Origin of the sequence: Shimia aestuarii (assembly GCF_900114635.1) — a bacterium.
Lineage (GTDB): Bacteria > Pseudomonadota > Alphaproteobacteria > Rhodobacterales > Rhodobacteraceae > Shimia > Shimia aestuarii.
In genome coordinates this window covers 79,977-96,111 of record NZ_FOTQ01000011.1, presented here as the reverse complement: position 1 = coordinate 96,111, position 16,135 = coordinate 79,977, and the positions used below count along the sequence as shown (strand labels likewise).

The following is a 16,135-nucleotide window of genomic DNA, read 5'->3' as shown; positions in this document are numbered from 1 at the left end:
AAATCTCTGGGGGCAAGCTGCTGTCCTCACGGACACGCCGATCTTCTAGTCGTGCGGCCGCCCTCCTTCGTCTGGCGGCAGTCACGATTGGCCGAAGCGACACGGCCTTGGGCGCGTTCTATCGACGCCTCTCGGCGCGGATCGGCAAACAAAAGGCCGTAACGGCCACAGCGCGCAAGATCGCGGTCTTGTTCTACAACGCTTTACGGCATGGCATAACCTATCAGGATCAGGGAGCGGCGGCTTACGACGAACGACATCGGCAACGCGTGCTCTCAAACCTCCAGCGTCGGGCCAAGACAATGGGTTACGCATTGGCGCCCATCTCGGAGACCGCGGGTGTTTCTTAGGAAGGCCACGGTGTTCTTTGCGGAGAGAAGCAAATGAGATTTGCCTTCGTCGAAGAACACCGGCGCGTCATCCCAGTGAACCGGTTGTGCGAGATTATGGACGTCAGCCCGCGAGGTTTCCGCGCCTGGCGTTCTCGCCCGGCCAGTCGGAGACAGCGAACGGACATGGTATTGTTGGCCCACATCCGCTGTCCGTCGTCAGGGATTTTGGGACAGATGGGCGCCTGAGCTAAGAGAGGATCTGGCTCATCTGGTTGGTTTGATTATGCGGCCGATTTGCGGTGAAGCAAGCGCCGGGTTTCGATGGTCTTTCGTTTGATCCTTTCTCGTTGTTGCAGAATGGTCTGGCCGCGCCCGAAGTAGACGTCGGCCGGCGTGAGGTTTTGCAGGCTCTCGTGGTAGCGTCGATGGTTGTAGTGTTCGACGAAGGCGTCGATCTGCTGTCTGAGATCGCCGGGCAGGTAGTAATTCTCCAGCAGGATGCGGTTCTTGAGGGTCTGGTGCCAGCGCTCTATCTTGCCTTGGGTCTGCGGGTGATACGGGGCGCCACGGACGTGATCCATCTGCCGATCTTCCAGCCAATCGGCCAACTCGCCCGAGATGTAACTCGACCCGTTGTCACTGAGCAGGCGCGGCTTGTGCAGAACCGTCGCCTGATCACAGCCCGAAGCCTGCAGTGCCAGGTCCAGCGTGTCGGTCACGTCGCCCGACTTCATCGTCGTGCAGAGCTTCCACGCAATGATGTAACGGCTGAAGTCGTCGAGGATCGTCGAGAGATAGAACCAGCCCCATCCAATGACCTTCAGATACGTGAAGTCGGTCTGCCACAACTGGTTCGGCCGTGTGGTCTTGTCCTGGAACTCGTCAGCCGCCGACACCACCACATAGGCCGGGCTGGTGATCAAGTCATAGGACTTGAGGATGCGATAGACCGAAGCCTCTGACACAAAGAACTTTTCTGTGTCAGTGAACTGAACGGCCAGTTCGCGCGGCGACAGATCGCTTTCCTTCAGGGCCAGGTCCTTGACCTTATCGCGCACCGGCTCTGGGATACGGTTCCAGACCCGTGACGGCTTGGGGCTGCGATCCTCAAGCGCTTCGGGGCCGCCCGACAGATACCGGTCATACCAGCGATAGAAGGTGGTCCTGGGGATGCCCAGCTTGTCCAGCGTGCGTTTGGTCGGGAGATGCGAGCCTTCGACGAGGCGGATGATCTCCAGCTTCTCGGATGCGGGATACCTCATTCGTCGTCGCCCCCATCCCCGAGCATGCTTTTTTTGAGAAGGCGCAGCTCCAGGGCCTGTTCGGCCACGACCTCTTTCAAATCGCGGGATTCCCGACGCAGGTCCTTTACCTCGTTCGACGTTGCCGCACGTGCTGTGTCCCCAGCCAGGCGCTTCTTCCCAGCTTCAAGGAATTCCTTGGACCAGCTGTAATACAGGCTCTGAGCAATACCTTCGCGGCGGCACAGCTCTGCGATGCTGTCCTCGCCCTTCAGGCCGTCCAGCACAATCCGGATCTTCTCTTCGACCGAATACTGTTTGCGTGTGGCACGGCGGATGTCCTTAACAACCTTCTCGCCGTGGCTCTTGCGTGTTCCGGGTTTCTGTCTCATCTCCACTCCTTGGTGGTTACGATGTGCCAGAAACCCTCTCTTATCAAATCGACCTAAACTGTCCCATTGGCGCTGACGTCAGACACACATCCGCGAACAGTTCCGCCTATCTCTGGGCAGCTATGGCAGGCCTCGCATGACGGAAGAGCTGAAGGAACTTGGCTTTGATGTCGGACATCGCCGCATTGGCCGTTTGATGCGACAGAACAGCATTACGGTGAAGAGGAACAAGAAGTTCAAAGCCACGACCGACAGCAATCACAGCTTCAACATCGCGCCGAACCTGTTGAACCGAGACTTCCTCGCTGACCGCCCGAACCAGAAATGGGCGGGCGATATCAGCTACGTATGGACACAGGAGGGCTGGCTGTATCTGGCTGTCATCCTGGACCTGCATTCAAGGCGCGTGATCGGTTGGGCCGTCAGCAACCGCATGAAACGCGATCTGGCGATCCGGGCGTTGAACATGGCGATTGCTCTGCGCAGGCCACCGAAGGGCTGCGTCCATCACACGGACCGCGGCAGCCAATATTGCTCACACGACTACCAGAAAATCCTGCGCCAGCACGGGTTCCGGGTATCCATGAGTGGAACCGGAAATTGTTACGACAATGCGGCGGTGGAAACCTTCTTCAAGACGATCAAGGCTGAGCTGCTGTGGCAGCGGTCCTGGCGGTCGCGCCGCGACGCTGAGCTGGCAATCTTCTAATATATCAACGGGTTCTACAATCCTCGCCGACGCCATTCGGCATTGGGCTGGAAAAGCCCCTTGGCTTTCGAAAGAAAGGTCGCTTAAATGAGCAATCGGAGCGGCATCAAACCGTCACAGGTCCAGACCGTCGGAGGCAGGGACCTTCTGGATGGACTTCTTGCGGGGTCTGAAGGCCCGTGGGCTCGATGGTGCCAAGCTGGTGATCTCGGACGCCCACAGCGGCCTCAGAGCGGCTATCGAGCGCGTCTTCGAGGCAACGTGGCAGCGCTGCCGTGTCCACTGGATGCGCAATGCGCTCGCCCATGTCTCTCGTGGCCAGCACACCGTCGTCGCCGCAGCAATCCGCCAGGCATTCGACCAGCCCGACCGCGCCTCCGCGGGCGAAACCTGGCGCCGCGTCGCAGACCAGCTCCGGTCGCGATGGCCCAAGCTGGCCGAACCGATGGACGAAAGCGAGCACGACGTGCTGGCCTACATGGCCTTCCCTCGCCAGCACCGAACCAAGTTGCATGGCACCAACCCGATCGAGCGCCTGAAGAAAGAGGTGAAACGCCGCGCCGACGTCGTCGGGATCTTCCCGAACGAGGCCTCGATCACACGGCTGATCGGTGCGGTGCTGTTCGAGCAGAACGACGAATGGCAGACAGCAAGCCGCTACATGATGGTGGAGGCATTCGCCCAGATCGACCACGAGGAGATCGACCCAATTCTCAGCATCAAAACCGCCTGATCATGACCTCAGGCCACCCGGCAAATTACACCACCTTGACGGACGTGACCCTCGTGGCGCGCTCGAGGGCGCAGTGGATCACACGGGGTGTTCTCGTTCTTGGACAGATCATCTCGCATCACAGACTGCTGCAACAAATTCCTGTTTTCCTGTTCTTCGCGTTATCGCAAGTCTGCATGATATGGGTGATATGTCTGATCTCGCACCAGCATCGCCCACGCAACCCTTGCTGTATTGTTGGCCAACGCGACCGATACCAGACGCATCCATGCTGGGTCATTTTGGCCAAACGGCCAGAGACAGCGAGGTCGGGCTTTCAGAGGAGGAGCTTGCCGGGGACGAGCACATACGCCGAACATTTGGACAAGAGCGGCCTTCAGAGGCCTCTGAATAGGATGCGCGCCTCCGGGTTTCAGTGAAGCAGCCCTTGGCACGGCATGCCGACGGGCTGGAAGTGCCAACTTGTTGGCCACTCTACCCTGTTCACGGCCCGACTACCCTCACGCTTTTCGCTGCCCGCCCCTAGACTCCGATCCGAATATCAAAAACAAGAGTGCCCAATGTCGAACGAAACCGAAATGTCTGTGAGAAGCATCTGTGTTGGGCTCCCGCAGAAAATTGACATGCACGGTCGCACCGTTAGAACGGCGATCGTAAAGTCGGCGGTCGCCGGGCCGGTTCTGGTCGATAAGATTGGCGTTGAAGGCAACAAGTCGGCGGTCCATCCGGATGCGGTTTATTTGCTCTCGGCAAAGAGCCTCGACCATTGGAACACGCGCCTGAACCAGGATGGTGCCCCGTGGCCGGATGGGCATCTTGGCGAGAACTTCACAGTCGAGGGTCTGGATGAAAGCACCGTTCGGATTGGCGATCGCTTCCGGCTAGGAGGCAAGCTTGAAATGACCGTGCTTGGCCCACGTGTGCCCTGTGACAAGCTGGCCTGGAGGCTTGGGCAGAGGGCCAGTTTCCTGCAGGAGTTTGCCCTGAGCGGAATGAACGGGTTTTACCTGCGGGTCGACAAGCCCGGGACCGTTGCCGCCGGCGACCGCCTGACGGAGCTTTCCTGCTCGCCCGATGCGCCGTTCGTGAGCGATATTTCCGGTCTGATCTGGCGCGGCGAGGGGGTTACGCTCGATGATCTCGATGCTGCCCTGGCGCTGGAAACGCTTAGCGAAACCTCGCGATACCCGCTCTTCATGAAGCGCATCCGGATGGTTGAGCAAACCAGAACAGCAAGCGGAAAATGGGACGATTGGCGCAGATTTGAAATCAAGTCCGTCGTTGAAGAGGTGCCAGACGTGCGCTCTTTCATCCTGGCGCCAGAGGATGCCGGCGAGGTTGCTGGCTATCGCGCAGGGCAGTTCCTTTCCGTCCATGAGCCGCGATTGGCCGATGGCAGCAGCTCGCGCACATTCAGCATTTCCGACTACACCGACGACCTTTCCTCCTACAGGATTACCGTAAAGCGGTCCGGACCGGGAACTGGAACCGACCAGCTCTTCGGGCTGTGGAAAGAAGGCGAGAAGGTCGAGCTACGATCGCCTGCCGGCCGCTTCGTGCCCGACAGAACCGCGCTTGAGCCCGCTGCCCTGATCGCAGGGGGCATTGGCGTGACGCCACTGCTTTCGATGGCCAAGGCATTTGCTGATCTCGGGCCCTCGATCCCCGACATCCATATCTTTGCCTGCATGCGCGACACTGAAAGCGCGATCTTTACCGAAAAATTGCAGGAATTGTGTGATAGCCACCCGAAGCTAAAACTCATTCGGGTTCACAGCCAGCCTGCAAAAGATGAAGAGCTGGGCATGGACTACGAGATCGCTGGCCGGCTGACGCTCGACCATATCCAGCAGGAACTGGCTGATGCGCATGTCGTCTATACGGGAACGAGGATTGATATCCCGTGGTACTTCTCAAGGTTCTATATCTGCGGACCAGAGAGCTTTGAACGGAAGTTCAAGGACGAATTGCTCGCCGCCGGTGCAATGCCGGAGCGTGTCCTGACGGAGTCCTTTCAGGTCGGTTCGCCATCGGGCGGGATTGGCGTGCAAGAGGCGACGATCAACTTTGAAAAATCCGGGAAGACAGCGGTTTGGAAAGAAGGTGACCACGCGAACCTTCTCGAATTTGCCGAACATCACGGAATTGATGCCCCGAGCAGTTGCCGAATTGGGGCCTGTCAATCCTGCAGCGCCAGGATCCTGTCTGGGGAAATCGTCTATGATGGATCCCCTGCCAGCCTGCCGGAAAAAGACTTCGCCCTGCTTTGTTGCAGTGTCCCTGCAAGCAAATCGGTGGAAATCGATCTCTGAAACCGATTGAGTGAATATTGCCTCGCGCCGCACAGCCACCTACCGGCGCAGGATTTCATGCGCCCACGTGCAAATGCAGGCGCGGCGATGTGCTCAAATCGGGGCGGCGCAGGGCCTATCGCTGTCGCGGCTTGGACGAATACAGCAAGCCGTCGAGGTCTTGGAGATCGTAATAGGCCATCGGGTTCGCAGCAGATTTGGCCCGCGAAATCGCAATCGGTGATATTTCGGCGATCACCAGACCTTCTTCGTTGGGGGGAACGACTTCGCCGATCGTATCGCCGTCAGGTCCGAAAATGCGCGCATAACCGCCGCCCTTTTCGATCAGTGAGCGCGAAGATGGCTCCGAACAAAGCAGATCCAACATTTGATCTGAGACCATTCCGCAGGACACGATTACAAAAGTCTGAGTTTCGGCGGCATAAATTCGGCTGGCAGCAAGGTTCAACTCGGCGCCGAACGCATATGCCTGGTTTGTATACAGGCTGAAGCCGGGCCAGGCGGCAACGTGGATTTGCTCGCCCTGACTTGCCAGAGCGCATTTCAACATCGGCTGCAGGTGCTCGCAGCAACATAGGGCACCAATTCTACCCAGTTCCGTAGATTTCACGACAAGATCGCTCTTGTCGCCGTCACCAAAAACGCCTCTTTCCTCGTGCGTTGGCCGCAGCTTGCGCCGGCGTGAAATGACGTTTCCCGTGGCATCGTAATGCCACTGCGCCATATAGATCTTGTCGCCGTCACGCTCGCTCAATCCCATCACCACGTGAATTCCGTTTTCTCGCGCCGCTTCGGAAATGCGTTTGTCGTACTCGCCACCGGCGATTGCCGAGCTTTCGAACAGGCGGGTAAATAATTCACCACCGAAAGCCGGTGCGCCAAGCCAAATCCACCACGGATATCCCGGCAGCCATGTTTCGGGAAAGGCAATCAGTCGAACGCCCTTTTTGGCCGCTTGCTCAATCAATGCAATTGCCTTGTCTGTGCCTCGCTCGAGGTCGAGATAGGCAGGTGCCGCCTGAACGGCCGCAACTTTGAAAGGCTGATCATTCATCGATGGGTTCCTTTGTGTTTTAATCTGGCGGATTTCGCGGCAGTGGTTTGCGAGCGAACGCCCCTGTCCCCGTCTCTGTCAAACCCGCACCATGAATAGACAGGCGTTGATTAGACAGCGTATCACTCGCCGCTTTAAATGCTAAAATACCGGCTCGCCGGGACCGCTCAAGGTCGGGTTCCTAGAGTATCTGCCTGAAATCTCTCGCAAACCCCGGTGGTTCCAGCGGATCGTCCTGTGACAACTCGATCAACGCCAGCTCCCATTCGATATAGGCCCGCAGCCGTTCATTTTTGTCGGGTAGCGGCGCGTCGGGCGGCGGGTAATCGTCAATTTCGACTGGCGTCGTGGGATCACCTGCGTCGGTTTCGTCGGGTATCTCTGCCCAAGCACGATTGCCACCAGCAACCAAAGCCGTTTTTTGCCCCGCCTCGACCAGATCGGCGGCGGCGAGGCGGGCGACACCCAAATCGTGGCCAGTGATGACCACCACGGCCGGGCGGTTCGCATCAACCAGCTTCCCCAGCGACGTCCTATTGCAGTGTAACGCGCCCTTGGGGTGGGAGGCGAGGTATTGCATTCGGCTGGACACATCGACGAGCATCGAATCCGATTTGTTTGCAAGGTTCCTGGCGGCAATCGGGTCCAACAGGGCGGTGGATGTTTCGACGGAATAGGTGCCCGCCCCCGCCTTAGGGGGGGGCACAAAGTCCTGATCAGAGCAGCCTTCGGCAACAGAAACGCGGTGATATCCAAGCTGAAGCAACCAGAAAGCCGCAATGAAGGCTTCGCCATCGCGATCGTCGAACAGGATGACGGGAAGGTTGCGCACCGGGATGACATCGTCTGCGGTCTGGACGAGCTGGCCCCCGGCAACACGGCGCGCCCAGGCCCCCTTGGGCGCGGCCTCGGTTTTCGTAGACACGTTGAAGTAGTAGGCGCAGGCATCCTGCGCGCACAAATCCTGCACCTCGGACGCTTCCACCGTCGTCACACCGGCGGAAAGGGCCATCGCGCGGATACGATCCCGCAATTTGCCAGAGGCGCGCGCCGGCTCGCCCTTGGATGGCGCACTGGACGAAGGCGCAACGGTTTCCCGACCGGACAAGGTCCACCCTGCCAAACCGTCCTCGACCCATGTCACATTCTCCAGTCCAGCAAACCTCGCTATGGATGCAACTGCAATCGCGCCCCGCGTTCGACCGGCGCAGGTTACAATAATCGGATTGTCGTTCTGTGTGCCCAGCCGTGAAGTCCAACTCGTTCCTGGCACGTTTTCCGCCCCTGGAAGCGTGCCAGCCTCGAATTCGCCTCGCGGACGACAATCCCAGATTGCCAAGTCGGGGCGCGCGGCAACGAAGTCGGGGAACTCCTCTGGTCGAATAAGTTTCACATCACCGGAATGGGCGACATACTCCCCAAGCAATTTGCTCGGTACATTCGTCCCGATGTGAAGCCGATATCCTTCCTCTTGCCATCCCGAGGCCCCGCCGGCCAAGACCCGGATATCTGTGAACCCCATAGCTGCAAGCCTGCCTGCAGCAAGCTCGGTGCGGCTCGGGTCGGCATCAACGAGGATGAGCGGCACGTCCAGGCAAGGTATGCGATCCGAAGCGAGCAGTTCCAGCCGGCTGAGGGGCATGTTGCTGGCATAAAGCATATGCCCGGCGCCGAATACAGCCTGTTCGCGCGTGTCGATGACGGCATGCGGCGCGCCCGTGCCCGCAAGGGCGACGAGCTCGCGCGCCGAAATCTCCGCAAAGAGCGGGTCTTTCACTGACCTGTCCCCGGACATTGTCGTCAGACGACACTTGGCTGGAGGACAGTAACCTGTGCAGGGTAGGTCTCCCACTTCTTCAAATCCGGGTCATACAACTCGCGCAAGCCGGCCGTTGCCAGTGAGCGGCCGTAAAAGTGCAGCGTCCTCACCGGAAACGGCCCGTGGACGTGGATGGAATGCACATCTGTCGGCAGCATCGACACGGCTATCCCAGGCGTTACCTCGATCCGCTCTGCCGGGATGGGCGCATCTGTTTCGGGGTCGAGCCGATAGGTCTGGTTCGGCTCAACGCTTTCAAGGCCCGCAATCGCTGCCCAAGTGCCATGACGGTGCGCCGGGCTGTCGATGTCATCCCAGATCACGTTGTAATAGAGCGCCGCAGTACCTGCCTCATTGACCCATAGCTCGAACAGTGCACCAGGCTCGCTGCCCGGCCGCTGGAAATGCTCTGCCGGGAAAAGCTCAGTGTGGGCGGCCAGTACCTTCATCGCGGCTTCTATCGAGCGCAGGGAGTCGCGGGAGGTATCGGCCGTCCCTACGAACGGATCGACAGTTTCTGAAAACGTGCGGACTTCTGCGCTGCGCGCGTTTGCGATCCGAGATGGCATGAAGGACTCCCCCAATTAGGCTCATGGCCCTCTTATTCTAGCACGACCAGCCGATAATTGAGCCTGGCAGCACTATCGGACTACACCTATCCAGAAAAAACTACCCGTGTGTAGCGACTGCCTGGTGGTAATGCTACAAAAGCTATGAGTTCGGACCGAACCCACGGGTAGCTCAGTCCATTTGATGGCCAGAATACGGCGGTGTCTGCCCATTGGCCAAGGGAGTGGTGAGCGCGTAGGAGGAAAGAATATGGAAGCCATCGAAGTCTCTCAAGCTGGCGCGGCTCTTGTGCAAGATCCAGATGCCTTGACGCAAGGGACAATTTCAAAGGTCTTTTGGGCGCCCCCGGGTTTTGGAAAAACCTGGCATTTGCGTGAAGCCATGGCGCGCGCTGACGCATCCGGCAGCGCGACAGTCTGGATCAGCTGCAAGATGATTTCGACGCGGTTTCCGGCACTTATTACCCGATTGGAAAGCCTGCTGGGCGAGGCCGGAGTGCAGTTGGCGCTTTCCCGCGAAATGTCACCACCAGTGGTCGCCGAGCTCATTGTGCAGAATACCGCGAATGTGCCGATTGCGATCTTTGTTGATAATTTCGACGACATAACGGATGAGGACACGCTGATCTTTTTCAGGCTCCTGTCCATGCACCGATCCGGGCGTTTGCGCCTGTCTCTCGCGACATGGAATCGACCACGACTCGACCTCGTTCAGCTTGGCCTGGACCAAAAAGTCGAGATTCTCGGGATCGAACAACTTCGCCTGTCGACCGCGGAAGTCGTAAATCGCTTTCCAGGTTTGTCCACGAAGGAAAAAAAACGACTTCTCAAGCTGACAGGCAAGTGGCCTGGGGCAATCATGCTGGCGGCTCAGCTAAAAGTTGAGAACTCTGCGGCAGTCCAATGGCTGGACCATCTTTCACCACGATTGCTTACCTACCTTCAGGAACAGGTCCTGTCGCACCTACCCCTGGAAATGGTTGACGTGCTGCTTGCCTTGTCGCAAATCGACATGTTCGAGGGCAGCCTGATCGAGAAACTATCCGGCAAGGGGCCCGGTTGGGAAATGCTTGTCAGGATTCGCGACCTTGGTTTGGCGCATTCGTGCAATCCAGACGAAAGCCTGTTTTGCGTGAGCGCGCCGTTTCGCACTCATTTCCGAACCATGTTTCTTCGAAAATCGGCGGAATTCCAAAGCAATACCTGCCAAATGATGGCCGAATGGTTTTCCGATAAATACGCCTACCACACTGCGCTTCAACTGGCTGACAAGGTAAGGGATCGGACCCTTCTCGCCACGATGATCGAAAAGGCTGGATCCTGGCGGCTTGCCGTTGATGGCAGCAATGAAATCTTGTCGCGATACCTGCCGAAGCTTGATGAACAGACCTTTTGCGCAAGCCCGCGCATTCGATTGGCGGATGCGCTGCATGTCGCAAGGTCAGGAGATCCGGAACTCGGAAGGCGGAAACTCAACGAATTGCGGGAAACCATGCAATTTGAAGACAAGCTGAGTATCGAGGTCGAAATAGTCGATGCGCTGGTGGCTATCAGCGAAGACAGGCTTGCTTCTCGTGACAAGATCGAACAGCTCAAGCAAATCTACACGAAGCTGCCAGGAACCGCGACTTTGCTGCATGCAGATGTGAATTACATATTGTTTTTCTTTTATTACGAAACCGGCGATCTGCATAATGCGGTAAAAGCCGCCCAGAGAGTCCAAACGGTATTGATCGCGACGCGCCAGGATTCCAGCAGGCTGCATCTCGAAGTACATTTGGGCGCGGTTCTTCATTCCATGGGGCATCTCAGCCGCGCAAAGGTTTGCCTAAAAAGTGTTATTCGCGAGTCACGCGACAGCTATGGACCGGAAAGCCTTTTCGAGGCGCTCGCGTCGCTTCATCTCGCCTCGATCCTTTACCAACAAAACCAGATTCAGGAGGCTAGCGCGCTGATAGCAAAGTCACTTCATTTGCTTGAAAGGACCGAGATCTGGTGCACGCCGCTGATCCTGGGGTACAGGGTCGCTGCCAACATAGCGCGAGTTGGGTCGGGGCACGCTGGCGTCATTGAAACTCTGGGCCGGGCCGACAGGACAGCCGAAGAACGCAGGTTGCCGCGCCTCAAACAGGTCGTTTCGATTCTTCGCATCATCGAGAACATCAAGTCGGGCAAGCGCGTTCTCGCATTCGCCGCCGCAAACGAGATCGGGTTGGAGAAGCTTGCCAGGCTTGATCCGCCAAACCCGAATATGCCGCCCTCGATGGATTCACAGATAGTCGTCAATTTCGCGCGAGTCGCGCTGGCACGGGTCTGGATCTCCAGCGGCGATGCTGCCAAGGCTACTGACATGTTGAACCGCACCTGCGAAGTTGCCAGTGCCAACGGAGCGACCAATTATCGAATCCGGGCAATAGCTTTAAGGGCGATTGCCGAAGATGCCCTTGGCCATCGCCAGAAGGCGATCGAATCCCTGCTCGAAGCGGCGAGCTTGGGCCAACACGAAAACTATTTCCGCGTATTTCTCGACCTCGGCCTGCCCATGGAGCGGCTGATCGGTATTGCCTTGCGTACGCTGCCCAAGGCCCAGCGTTATTTGACCAAGTACCAATACCTGTCCATGTTGCACGAGGCATTCCAGTCACAAGCGCAGTCGATTTCCGTTTTGGCAGGCGGCGTTGAGCTTACCCGCAAAGAAATGGAAGTTGTCGACCTGTTGGGTGCAGGGATGACCAATGCCGAGATGGCAAAGACACTGAGCGTGACAACCGATACGATCAAATTCCATCTGAAAAAGATCTATAGAAAGTTTGGAGTGAAGCGACGGGAGGATGTAATCCCGAAAATTGAGCGTGATTTCCGCTAACCAACTGACAGTCAAAGAATATTCATATTCTTCTGCACGCTAGAAAGCGCCGCACCAAACTTCAGTTACGTAAAACGCGTGCTAGGCACCCTCGCCATTAAGTGCCTGTGCCAGATCCGAAATCAGATCATCCGCGCTTTCCAACCCGATGCACAAACGCACGGTGCCCGGAACGACGCCGACCATTTCGGCGGTTTGTTCGTCGTAGTCCGAGGCGAAAAGCGGTTGCGCGGGGACCACGAGCGAATGCACGGAGCCAAGGCTTCCCGAAACGTAAAAGAGCTTCAAACGGTCGACGAATGACTCGGCTTCGCGCAAGCCACCATTGATGTCGAAACTCACAACCGCGCCGAAACTCTCCGCCTGTTGCATGCACAATGCGTGGCTCGGATGTCCGGGTAATCCCGGATAATGAACCTTGCGGACAGCCTCATGCCCCTCGAGGAACTCGGCAACGGCTTGCGACGTGGCGCATTGGTGCCGGAAGCGCAGGAAATAGGTTTCAAGACCGCGCAGGATGAGAAACGCCGCGTGCGGATCCATCATCGGTCCCAATATCGGTGCCAATGCCTTGATTGGGGCGATCACGTCGTCATTACCAACGATCGCACCACCCATCACGTCACTGTGGCCTCCGGCAAATTTCGTCAGGCTATGGATGAATATGTCAACGTCATATTCGCCAAATACATGCAGGCCGCCAAGCGTGTTGTCCAACAGGCAAAGCGCGCCGTGGCGATGGATGATTTCGGTGAGCACCGCGATGTCGGGCACATGATTGACCGGATTGCTCGGCGCCTCGAACATCACCACCGCGGGCTTTTTTGTGGACATCAGGGCTTGGAGAGCGTCCGGATCCCGGACCGAAAACAGTGAGCTGGTTATGCCCCACCTTGAAAGTGTATCTCGCACGAAGGAACGGGCGGGTCGATAAGATTCATAGGCGAATGCAACATGGTCGCCTGCCTTCAGCAAGGCAAGAAGCGCCGTCGTGACCGCCGCCATTCCGCTGGCAAGTGCGACGCAGTCGTCACGCCCCTGGAGGGCAGCCACTTGGTTTTCAAGTTGCCGAACAGTGGGATTGGATGTGCGGCTATAAAAAAATCCAGTCTTTTTATCATGGTTTTCCAGAAGCTCGGCCCAGCTCGGAAAGGTGAATTTCGCCGTTTGATAGATCGGCATCACCATAGGTTCATTGCCCTCGGGCAGTTTGACCTTCGGCCGGTGAAGCAGTTCGGTTTCCTTCGAATAGGTCATTGCGATACTTTCTTAAACTCGAACGGTGCGTATTCGATATCGTGCCCATACCAGCGCGGGCTGTGGAATTTCAGCGCGTCGGCCTTTGTGAGCCGTTCCGGGGCGGATGAGACAATGACCGCCAGATGCCGCCCATCTTTCATTTCCGGGTGCGCATTCGTGTAGGGCTCGCCCGTATCCCCGTCCACGACCGATATTAGGTCAGGGCTGGTCGCAATCGTTGTCCCGTCCAGGTTCGCGATGTGGTTTTCGTTCTTGAACCAGATCGACATTTCCTTGCCTGCTCCATCTCGCAGAAACATAGTCCCGTACATGTAGCCGTTATCGTCCGTCCAATCCCTGCGGCAGAGCTGGCCGCTGAAGACGATTTCTCCATCCACGGCGCGGGCGGCAGCGACGACCGGATCATGGGAGCTTTTCCTGGCCTCCCGGATAGCTCTCCCAACCGAAATCGCCCGGCTGACAGTGCCAGCCACGATCAACTCTCGCGCCTCCCGGCCTGTCAAAAGGAATCCGGCCATCGCAACCGATCCGAAGGCAGCCATCGCGAGATGCTTGCCGATCCGTTCCGCCATCGGGTTGGACACTGAGTTCAGTAGGCACGAGACGTTGCCATACTGGTCCGCAGCAACCGCCGGGCAAGGGGAATGGCCGGCGATGCTCGGTATTATCTGGTTGAGTTCCGGCACTGCCCGACCCGAATAATCGCCATCCGACATGGCGATGCCAAGCTCGCTGGCAGCTGAAAGCACCGAGGGCATGACCCGCCCTCCGGGCTCGAACGGAATCAGCACGTCGACATTCCTGCCCGTCACGGCCTCAAGCTCACGGATGGCTCGTGCCATGTGGCGCGCAGTTCGGTCGGGCGGAACGCCGAGATCGGTCAATTGCCGCTCCCGCTCGGCGGCATCCTTTGGCGCGATCGATCCCATGCCCCATGCGCAACATGTCATTGCGTCATCGGCGATGTCAGCCACCTGGATGAGGTTCAAAGTGCGGCCGACGGTCAGATCTTCATATAAAAGCTCAAGTCCAAGAGCGGGCAGCCCACCACCTCCAACACCCAGAACGCAAGCACCGCGCGCAAGATCCTCACTATCTGTTCTGGTCAGCGTTACATTCGGTTGTGTCATTCGTCGTCTTCCATTCGGGTGATTGTTAGAGGAGCATTGGGGACTACGGGAAAAGACCAGGGGTCTGGAATCTCAGATCAGGTTTTGGCGTGCAGGTTTGAAATGAACTTGAGGTCTTCTTCGCTGACCACGGGGACGGAGGACAGCAGCTCGCGGCAATAGGCGGTTTGAGGGTTGTCAAACAGGTCTTGCGTCGGCGCGGTTTCGACGATCTCGCCGCGCTGAAAAACGCTGACCCGATCCGCCAATTGACGCACGACACCCAGGTCATGGGTAATGAACACATAGCTCAGCTGCTTGCGCTGCCTCAGCTCGGACAAGAGACGCAAGAGTTGGTCCTGAACCAACACGTCGAGTGCGGAGGTGGGCTCGTCAAGCACGATGATCTCTGGATCGCAGGCAAGCGCACGGGCGATGGCGATCCGTTGACGCTGACCGCCGGACAATTCACTCGGGTAGCGATCGGCGAGGTCCATCGGCATTCGCACTTCACCCATCACCTCCTCGAACCGCACGAGGATCTCAGCGCGATTCAGATCGGGGTGATGAATTTTCAAGGCTTGGATAACGCTCGCGCTGACTGTGCGTTTTGGATTGAGGGTCGAGAGTGGGTTCTGCTGAACGAGCTGAATACTCCGTTTCATCGGCAGGGTGCGCCGGGTTGGGACAGGCTTTCCATCGAAGAGAACCATCCCCTCGTCCGGGCTGAGCAACCCAAGGATGACCTTGCCCAGGGTCGATTTGCCGGATCCGGATTCCCCGACCACCGCGTGGCATTCCCCCTTGCGCAGGTCCAGTGAAACGTCTTTCAACGCATGAATCTTGTGGAGCTTGACCGTGAAGGTCTTCGAGACTGCCCTTACTTCGAGCCTTGGCGTGTTCATCCGGCATCTCCGTGCAAATAGCAGGCTTCATCTTCAAGATCGCCCAGACTTGTTTCGCTTGCCGGATCCTTTCGGCTAATGGACGGAATCGCCGCAAAAAGAGCTTGCGTGTAGGGATGGCGCGGGTTCGAGAATACCGATTTCACCGGGCCGCCTTCAACGATCCTGCCCTTGCGCAAGACCAGGACCTTGTCAGCGATCTGGCGAACAACGCCGAGATTGTGGGAAATCAGCAGGACAGAGGTTCCGCGGTCGCGCACCAGTTTCTGCATCAGGTCTAGCGTCCGGGCCTGAACCGTAACATCGAGGGCGGTGCCAGGTTCGTCGGCAATCAAGAGATCCGGCTCGCCAGACAATGCAAGCGCTATGGTCACCCTTTGGTTCAACCCGCCTGAAAGCTGAAACGGGTATGAGGAAATAACCCGGGTCGGATCTTCGATCAGCACTTCCCTGAGCAGACCGCTGACCGCCTCTCGCGGAACATTCGGCGTCAACATTGCGAAATGCTTGCCAATCGTGAAGGTGGGGTTAAGCGCCGAAGTTGGATCCTGAAAGACCATAGCCATGCGCCGGCCACGAATATTCCGGAAATCCTTGTCCGAAAACATCGTCATGTCACGACCATCGAAATTGATTTCACCGCTGACCCGGACTTTCCTGGACAGCTGCGCAATTCCGTTGATTGCACGGCCAATGGTCGACTTGCCGGACCCGGATTCCCCAACCAGCGCGACGATTTCACCTTTTCCGATGGAAAAGCTGATATCGTGCAATGCCTGAAAAGGCCCGTAATGCAGCGAGAAGCCGGTCAGCGAAAGGATCTGATTCTCAGCC

Annotated in this window: 10 protein-coding genes and 4 pseudogenes; 6 read left to right on the top strand and 8 right to left on the bottom strand. The window is 57.7% G+C overall.

Annotated features, from left to right (window positions below; all coding sequences use genetic code 11):
* A pseudogene (locus tag BMZ35_RS18760) lies at positions 1-350 on the top strand (IS110 family transposase); the annotation flags it as partial.
* A pseudogene (locus tag BMZ35_RS21150) lies at positions 351-572 on the top strand (IS3 family transposase); the annotation flags it as partial.
* Positions 573-613: 41 nt separating this feature from the next.
* Here the strand turns inward: BMZ35_RS21150 and BMZ35_RS18755 are convergent.
* A protein-coding gene (locus BMZ35_RS18755; protein ID WP_093096426.1) for an IS3 family transposase occupies positions 614-1,965 on the bottom strand; the annotation gives its coding sequence in 2 pieces (ribosomal slippage) (positions 614-1,629 and positions 1,629-1,965; 1,353 coding nt in all).
* A gap of 85 nt (positions 1,966-2,050) precedes the next feature.
* Here BMZ35_RS18755 and BMZ35_RS18750 point away from each other — a divergent pair.
* From BMZ35_RS18750 to BMZ35_RS18735, 3 genes and pseudogenes are all read left to right on the top strand, one after another.
* Positions 2,051-2,761, top strand: a pseudogene (locus BMZ35_RS18750) (IS3 family transposase); the annotation flags it as partial.
* A gap of 40 nt (positions 2,762-2,801) precedes the next feature.
* Positions 2,802-3,407: pseudogene (locus BMZ35_RS18745) on the top strand (IS256 family transposase); the annotation flags it as partial.
* Positions 3,408-3,967: 560 nt separating this feature from the next.
* A complete protein-coding gene (locus BMZ35_RS18735; protein ID WP_165610135.1) occupies positions 3,968-5,719 on the top strand; it encodes an MOSC domain-containing protein in 1,752 nt (583 codons plus the stop codon).
* A gap of 115 nt (positions 5,720-5,834) precedes the next feature.
* Here the strand turns inward: BMZ35_RS18735 and BMZ35_RS18730 are convergent, their stop codons facing one another.
* The 3 genes from BMZ35_RS18730 to BMZ35_RS18720 all read right to left on the bottom strand — a co-directional run bounded on the left by BMZ35_RS18730 (position 5,835) and on the right by BMZ35_RS18720 (position 9,161).
* Positions 5,835-6,773: a carbon-nitrogen hydrolase family protein gene (locus BMZ35_RS18730; RefSeq protein WP_093096416.1), complete on the bottom strand. Its 939-nt coding sequence runs from the start codon at positions 6,771-6,773 to the stop codon at positions 5,835-5,837.
* Positions 6,774-6,954: 181 nt separating this feature from the next.
* Complete coding sequence (locus BMZ35_RS18725) at positions 6,955-8,550, bottom strand: rhodanese-like domain-containing protein (protein ID WP_165610134.1); 1,596 nt, start codon at positions 8,548-8,550, stop codon at positions 6,955-6,957.
* A 23-nt stretch (positions 8,551-8,573) separates the two neighbouring features.
* The gene (locus tag BMZ35_RS18720; protein ID WP_093096411.1) at positions 8,574-9,161 is read right to left on the bottom strand and encodes a hypothetical protein; all 588 of its coding nucleotides are present in this window, start codon (positions 9,159-9,161) and stop codon (positions 8,574-8,576) included.
* Positions 9,162-9,411: 250 nt separating this feature from the next.
* On the opposite strand from BMZ35_RS18720, the gene BMZ35_RS18715 reads away from it, so the two are divergent.
* Positions 9,412-12,027, top strand: coding sequence for a LuxR C-terminal-related transcriptional regulator (locus BMZ35_RS18715; protein WP_165610133.1), 2,616 nt, complete (start codon positions 9,412-9,414; stop codon positions 12,025-12,027).
* An 81-nt stretch (positions 12,028-12,108) separates the two neighbouring features.
* Here the strand turns inward: BMZ35_RS18715 and BMZ35_RS18710 are convergent, their stop codons facing one another.
* The 4 genes from BMZ35_RS18710 to BMZ35_RS18695 all read right to left on the bottom strand — a co-directional run bounded on the left by BMZ35_RS18710 (position 12,109) and on the right by BMZ35_RS18695 (position 16,074).
* A complete protein-coding gene (locus tag BMZ35_RS18710) occupies positions 12,109-13,215 on the bottom strand; it encodes a trans-sulfuration enzyme family protein (RefSeq protein WP_165610132.1) in 1,107 nt (368 codons plus the stop codon).
* A gap of 65 nt (positions 13,216-13,280) precedes the next feature.
* Positions 13,281-14,417: a DUF917 domain-containing protein gene (locus BMZ35_RS18705; RefSeq protein ID WP_093096403.1), complete on the bottom strand. Its 1,137-nt coding sequence runs from the start codon at positions 14,415-14,417 to the stop codon at positions 13,281-13,283.
* Positions 14,418-14,494: 77 nt separating this feature from the next.
* Entirely contained in the window at positions 14,495-15,301 is an 807-nt protein-coding gene (locus BMZ35_RS18700) for an ABC transporter ATP-binding protein (RefSeq protein ID WP_093096400.1), read from the bottom strand.
* Positions 15,298-16,074, bottom strand: a complete 777-nt coding sequence (locus BMZ35_RS18695) for an ABC transporter ATP-binding protein (RefSeq protein WP_165610131.1) — start codon at positions 16,072-16,074, stop codon at positions 15,298-15,300. Before BMZ35_RS18695 ends, BMZ35_RS18700 begins: the two co-directional genes overlap by 4 nt.
* Positions 16,075-16,135 lie beyond the last annotated feature (61 nt).

Bases quoted from the DNA above. Each gene is read 5' to 3' on its own strand.
- BMZ35_RS18715 (WP_165610133.1), top strand. From the start codon at position 9,412: ATGGAAGCCATCGAAGTCTCTCAAGCTGGCGCGGCTCTTGTGCAAGAT.
- BMZ35_RS18705 (WP_093096403.1), bottom strand. From the start codon at position 14,417: ATGACACAACCGAATGTAACGCTGACCAGAACAGATAGTGAGGATCTT.
- BMZ35_RS18700 (WP_093096400.1), bottom strand. From the start codon at position 15,301: ATGAACACGCCAAGGCTCGAAGTAAGGGCAGTCTCGAAGACCTTCACG.
- BMZ35_RS18710 (WP_165610132.1), bottom strand. From the start codon at position 13,215: ATGGTGATGCCGATCTATCAAACGGCGAAATTCACCTTTCCGAGCTGG.
- BMZ35_RS18730 (WP_093096416.1), bottom strand. From the start codon at position 6,773: ATGAATGATCAGCCTTTCAAAGTTGCGGCCGTTCAGGCGGCACCTGCC.
- BMZ35_RS18735 (WP_165610135.1), top strand. From the start codon at position 3,968: ATGTCGAACGAAACCGAAATGTCTGTGAGAAGCATCTGTGTTGGGCTC.
- BMZ35_RS18720 (WP_093096411.1), bottom strand. From the start codon at position 9,161: ATGCCATCTCGGATCGCAAACGCGCGCAGCGCAGAAGTCCGCACGTTT.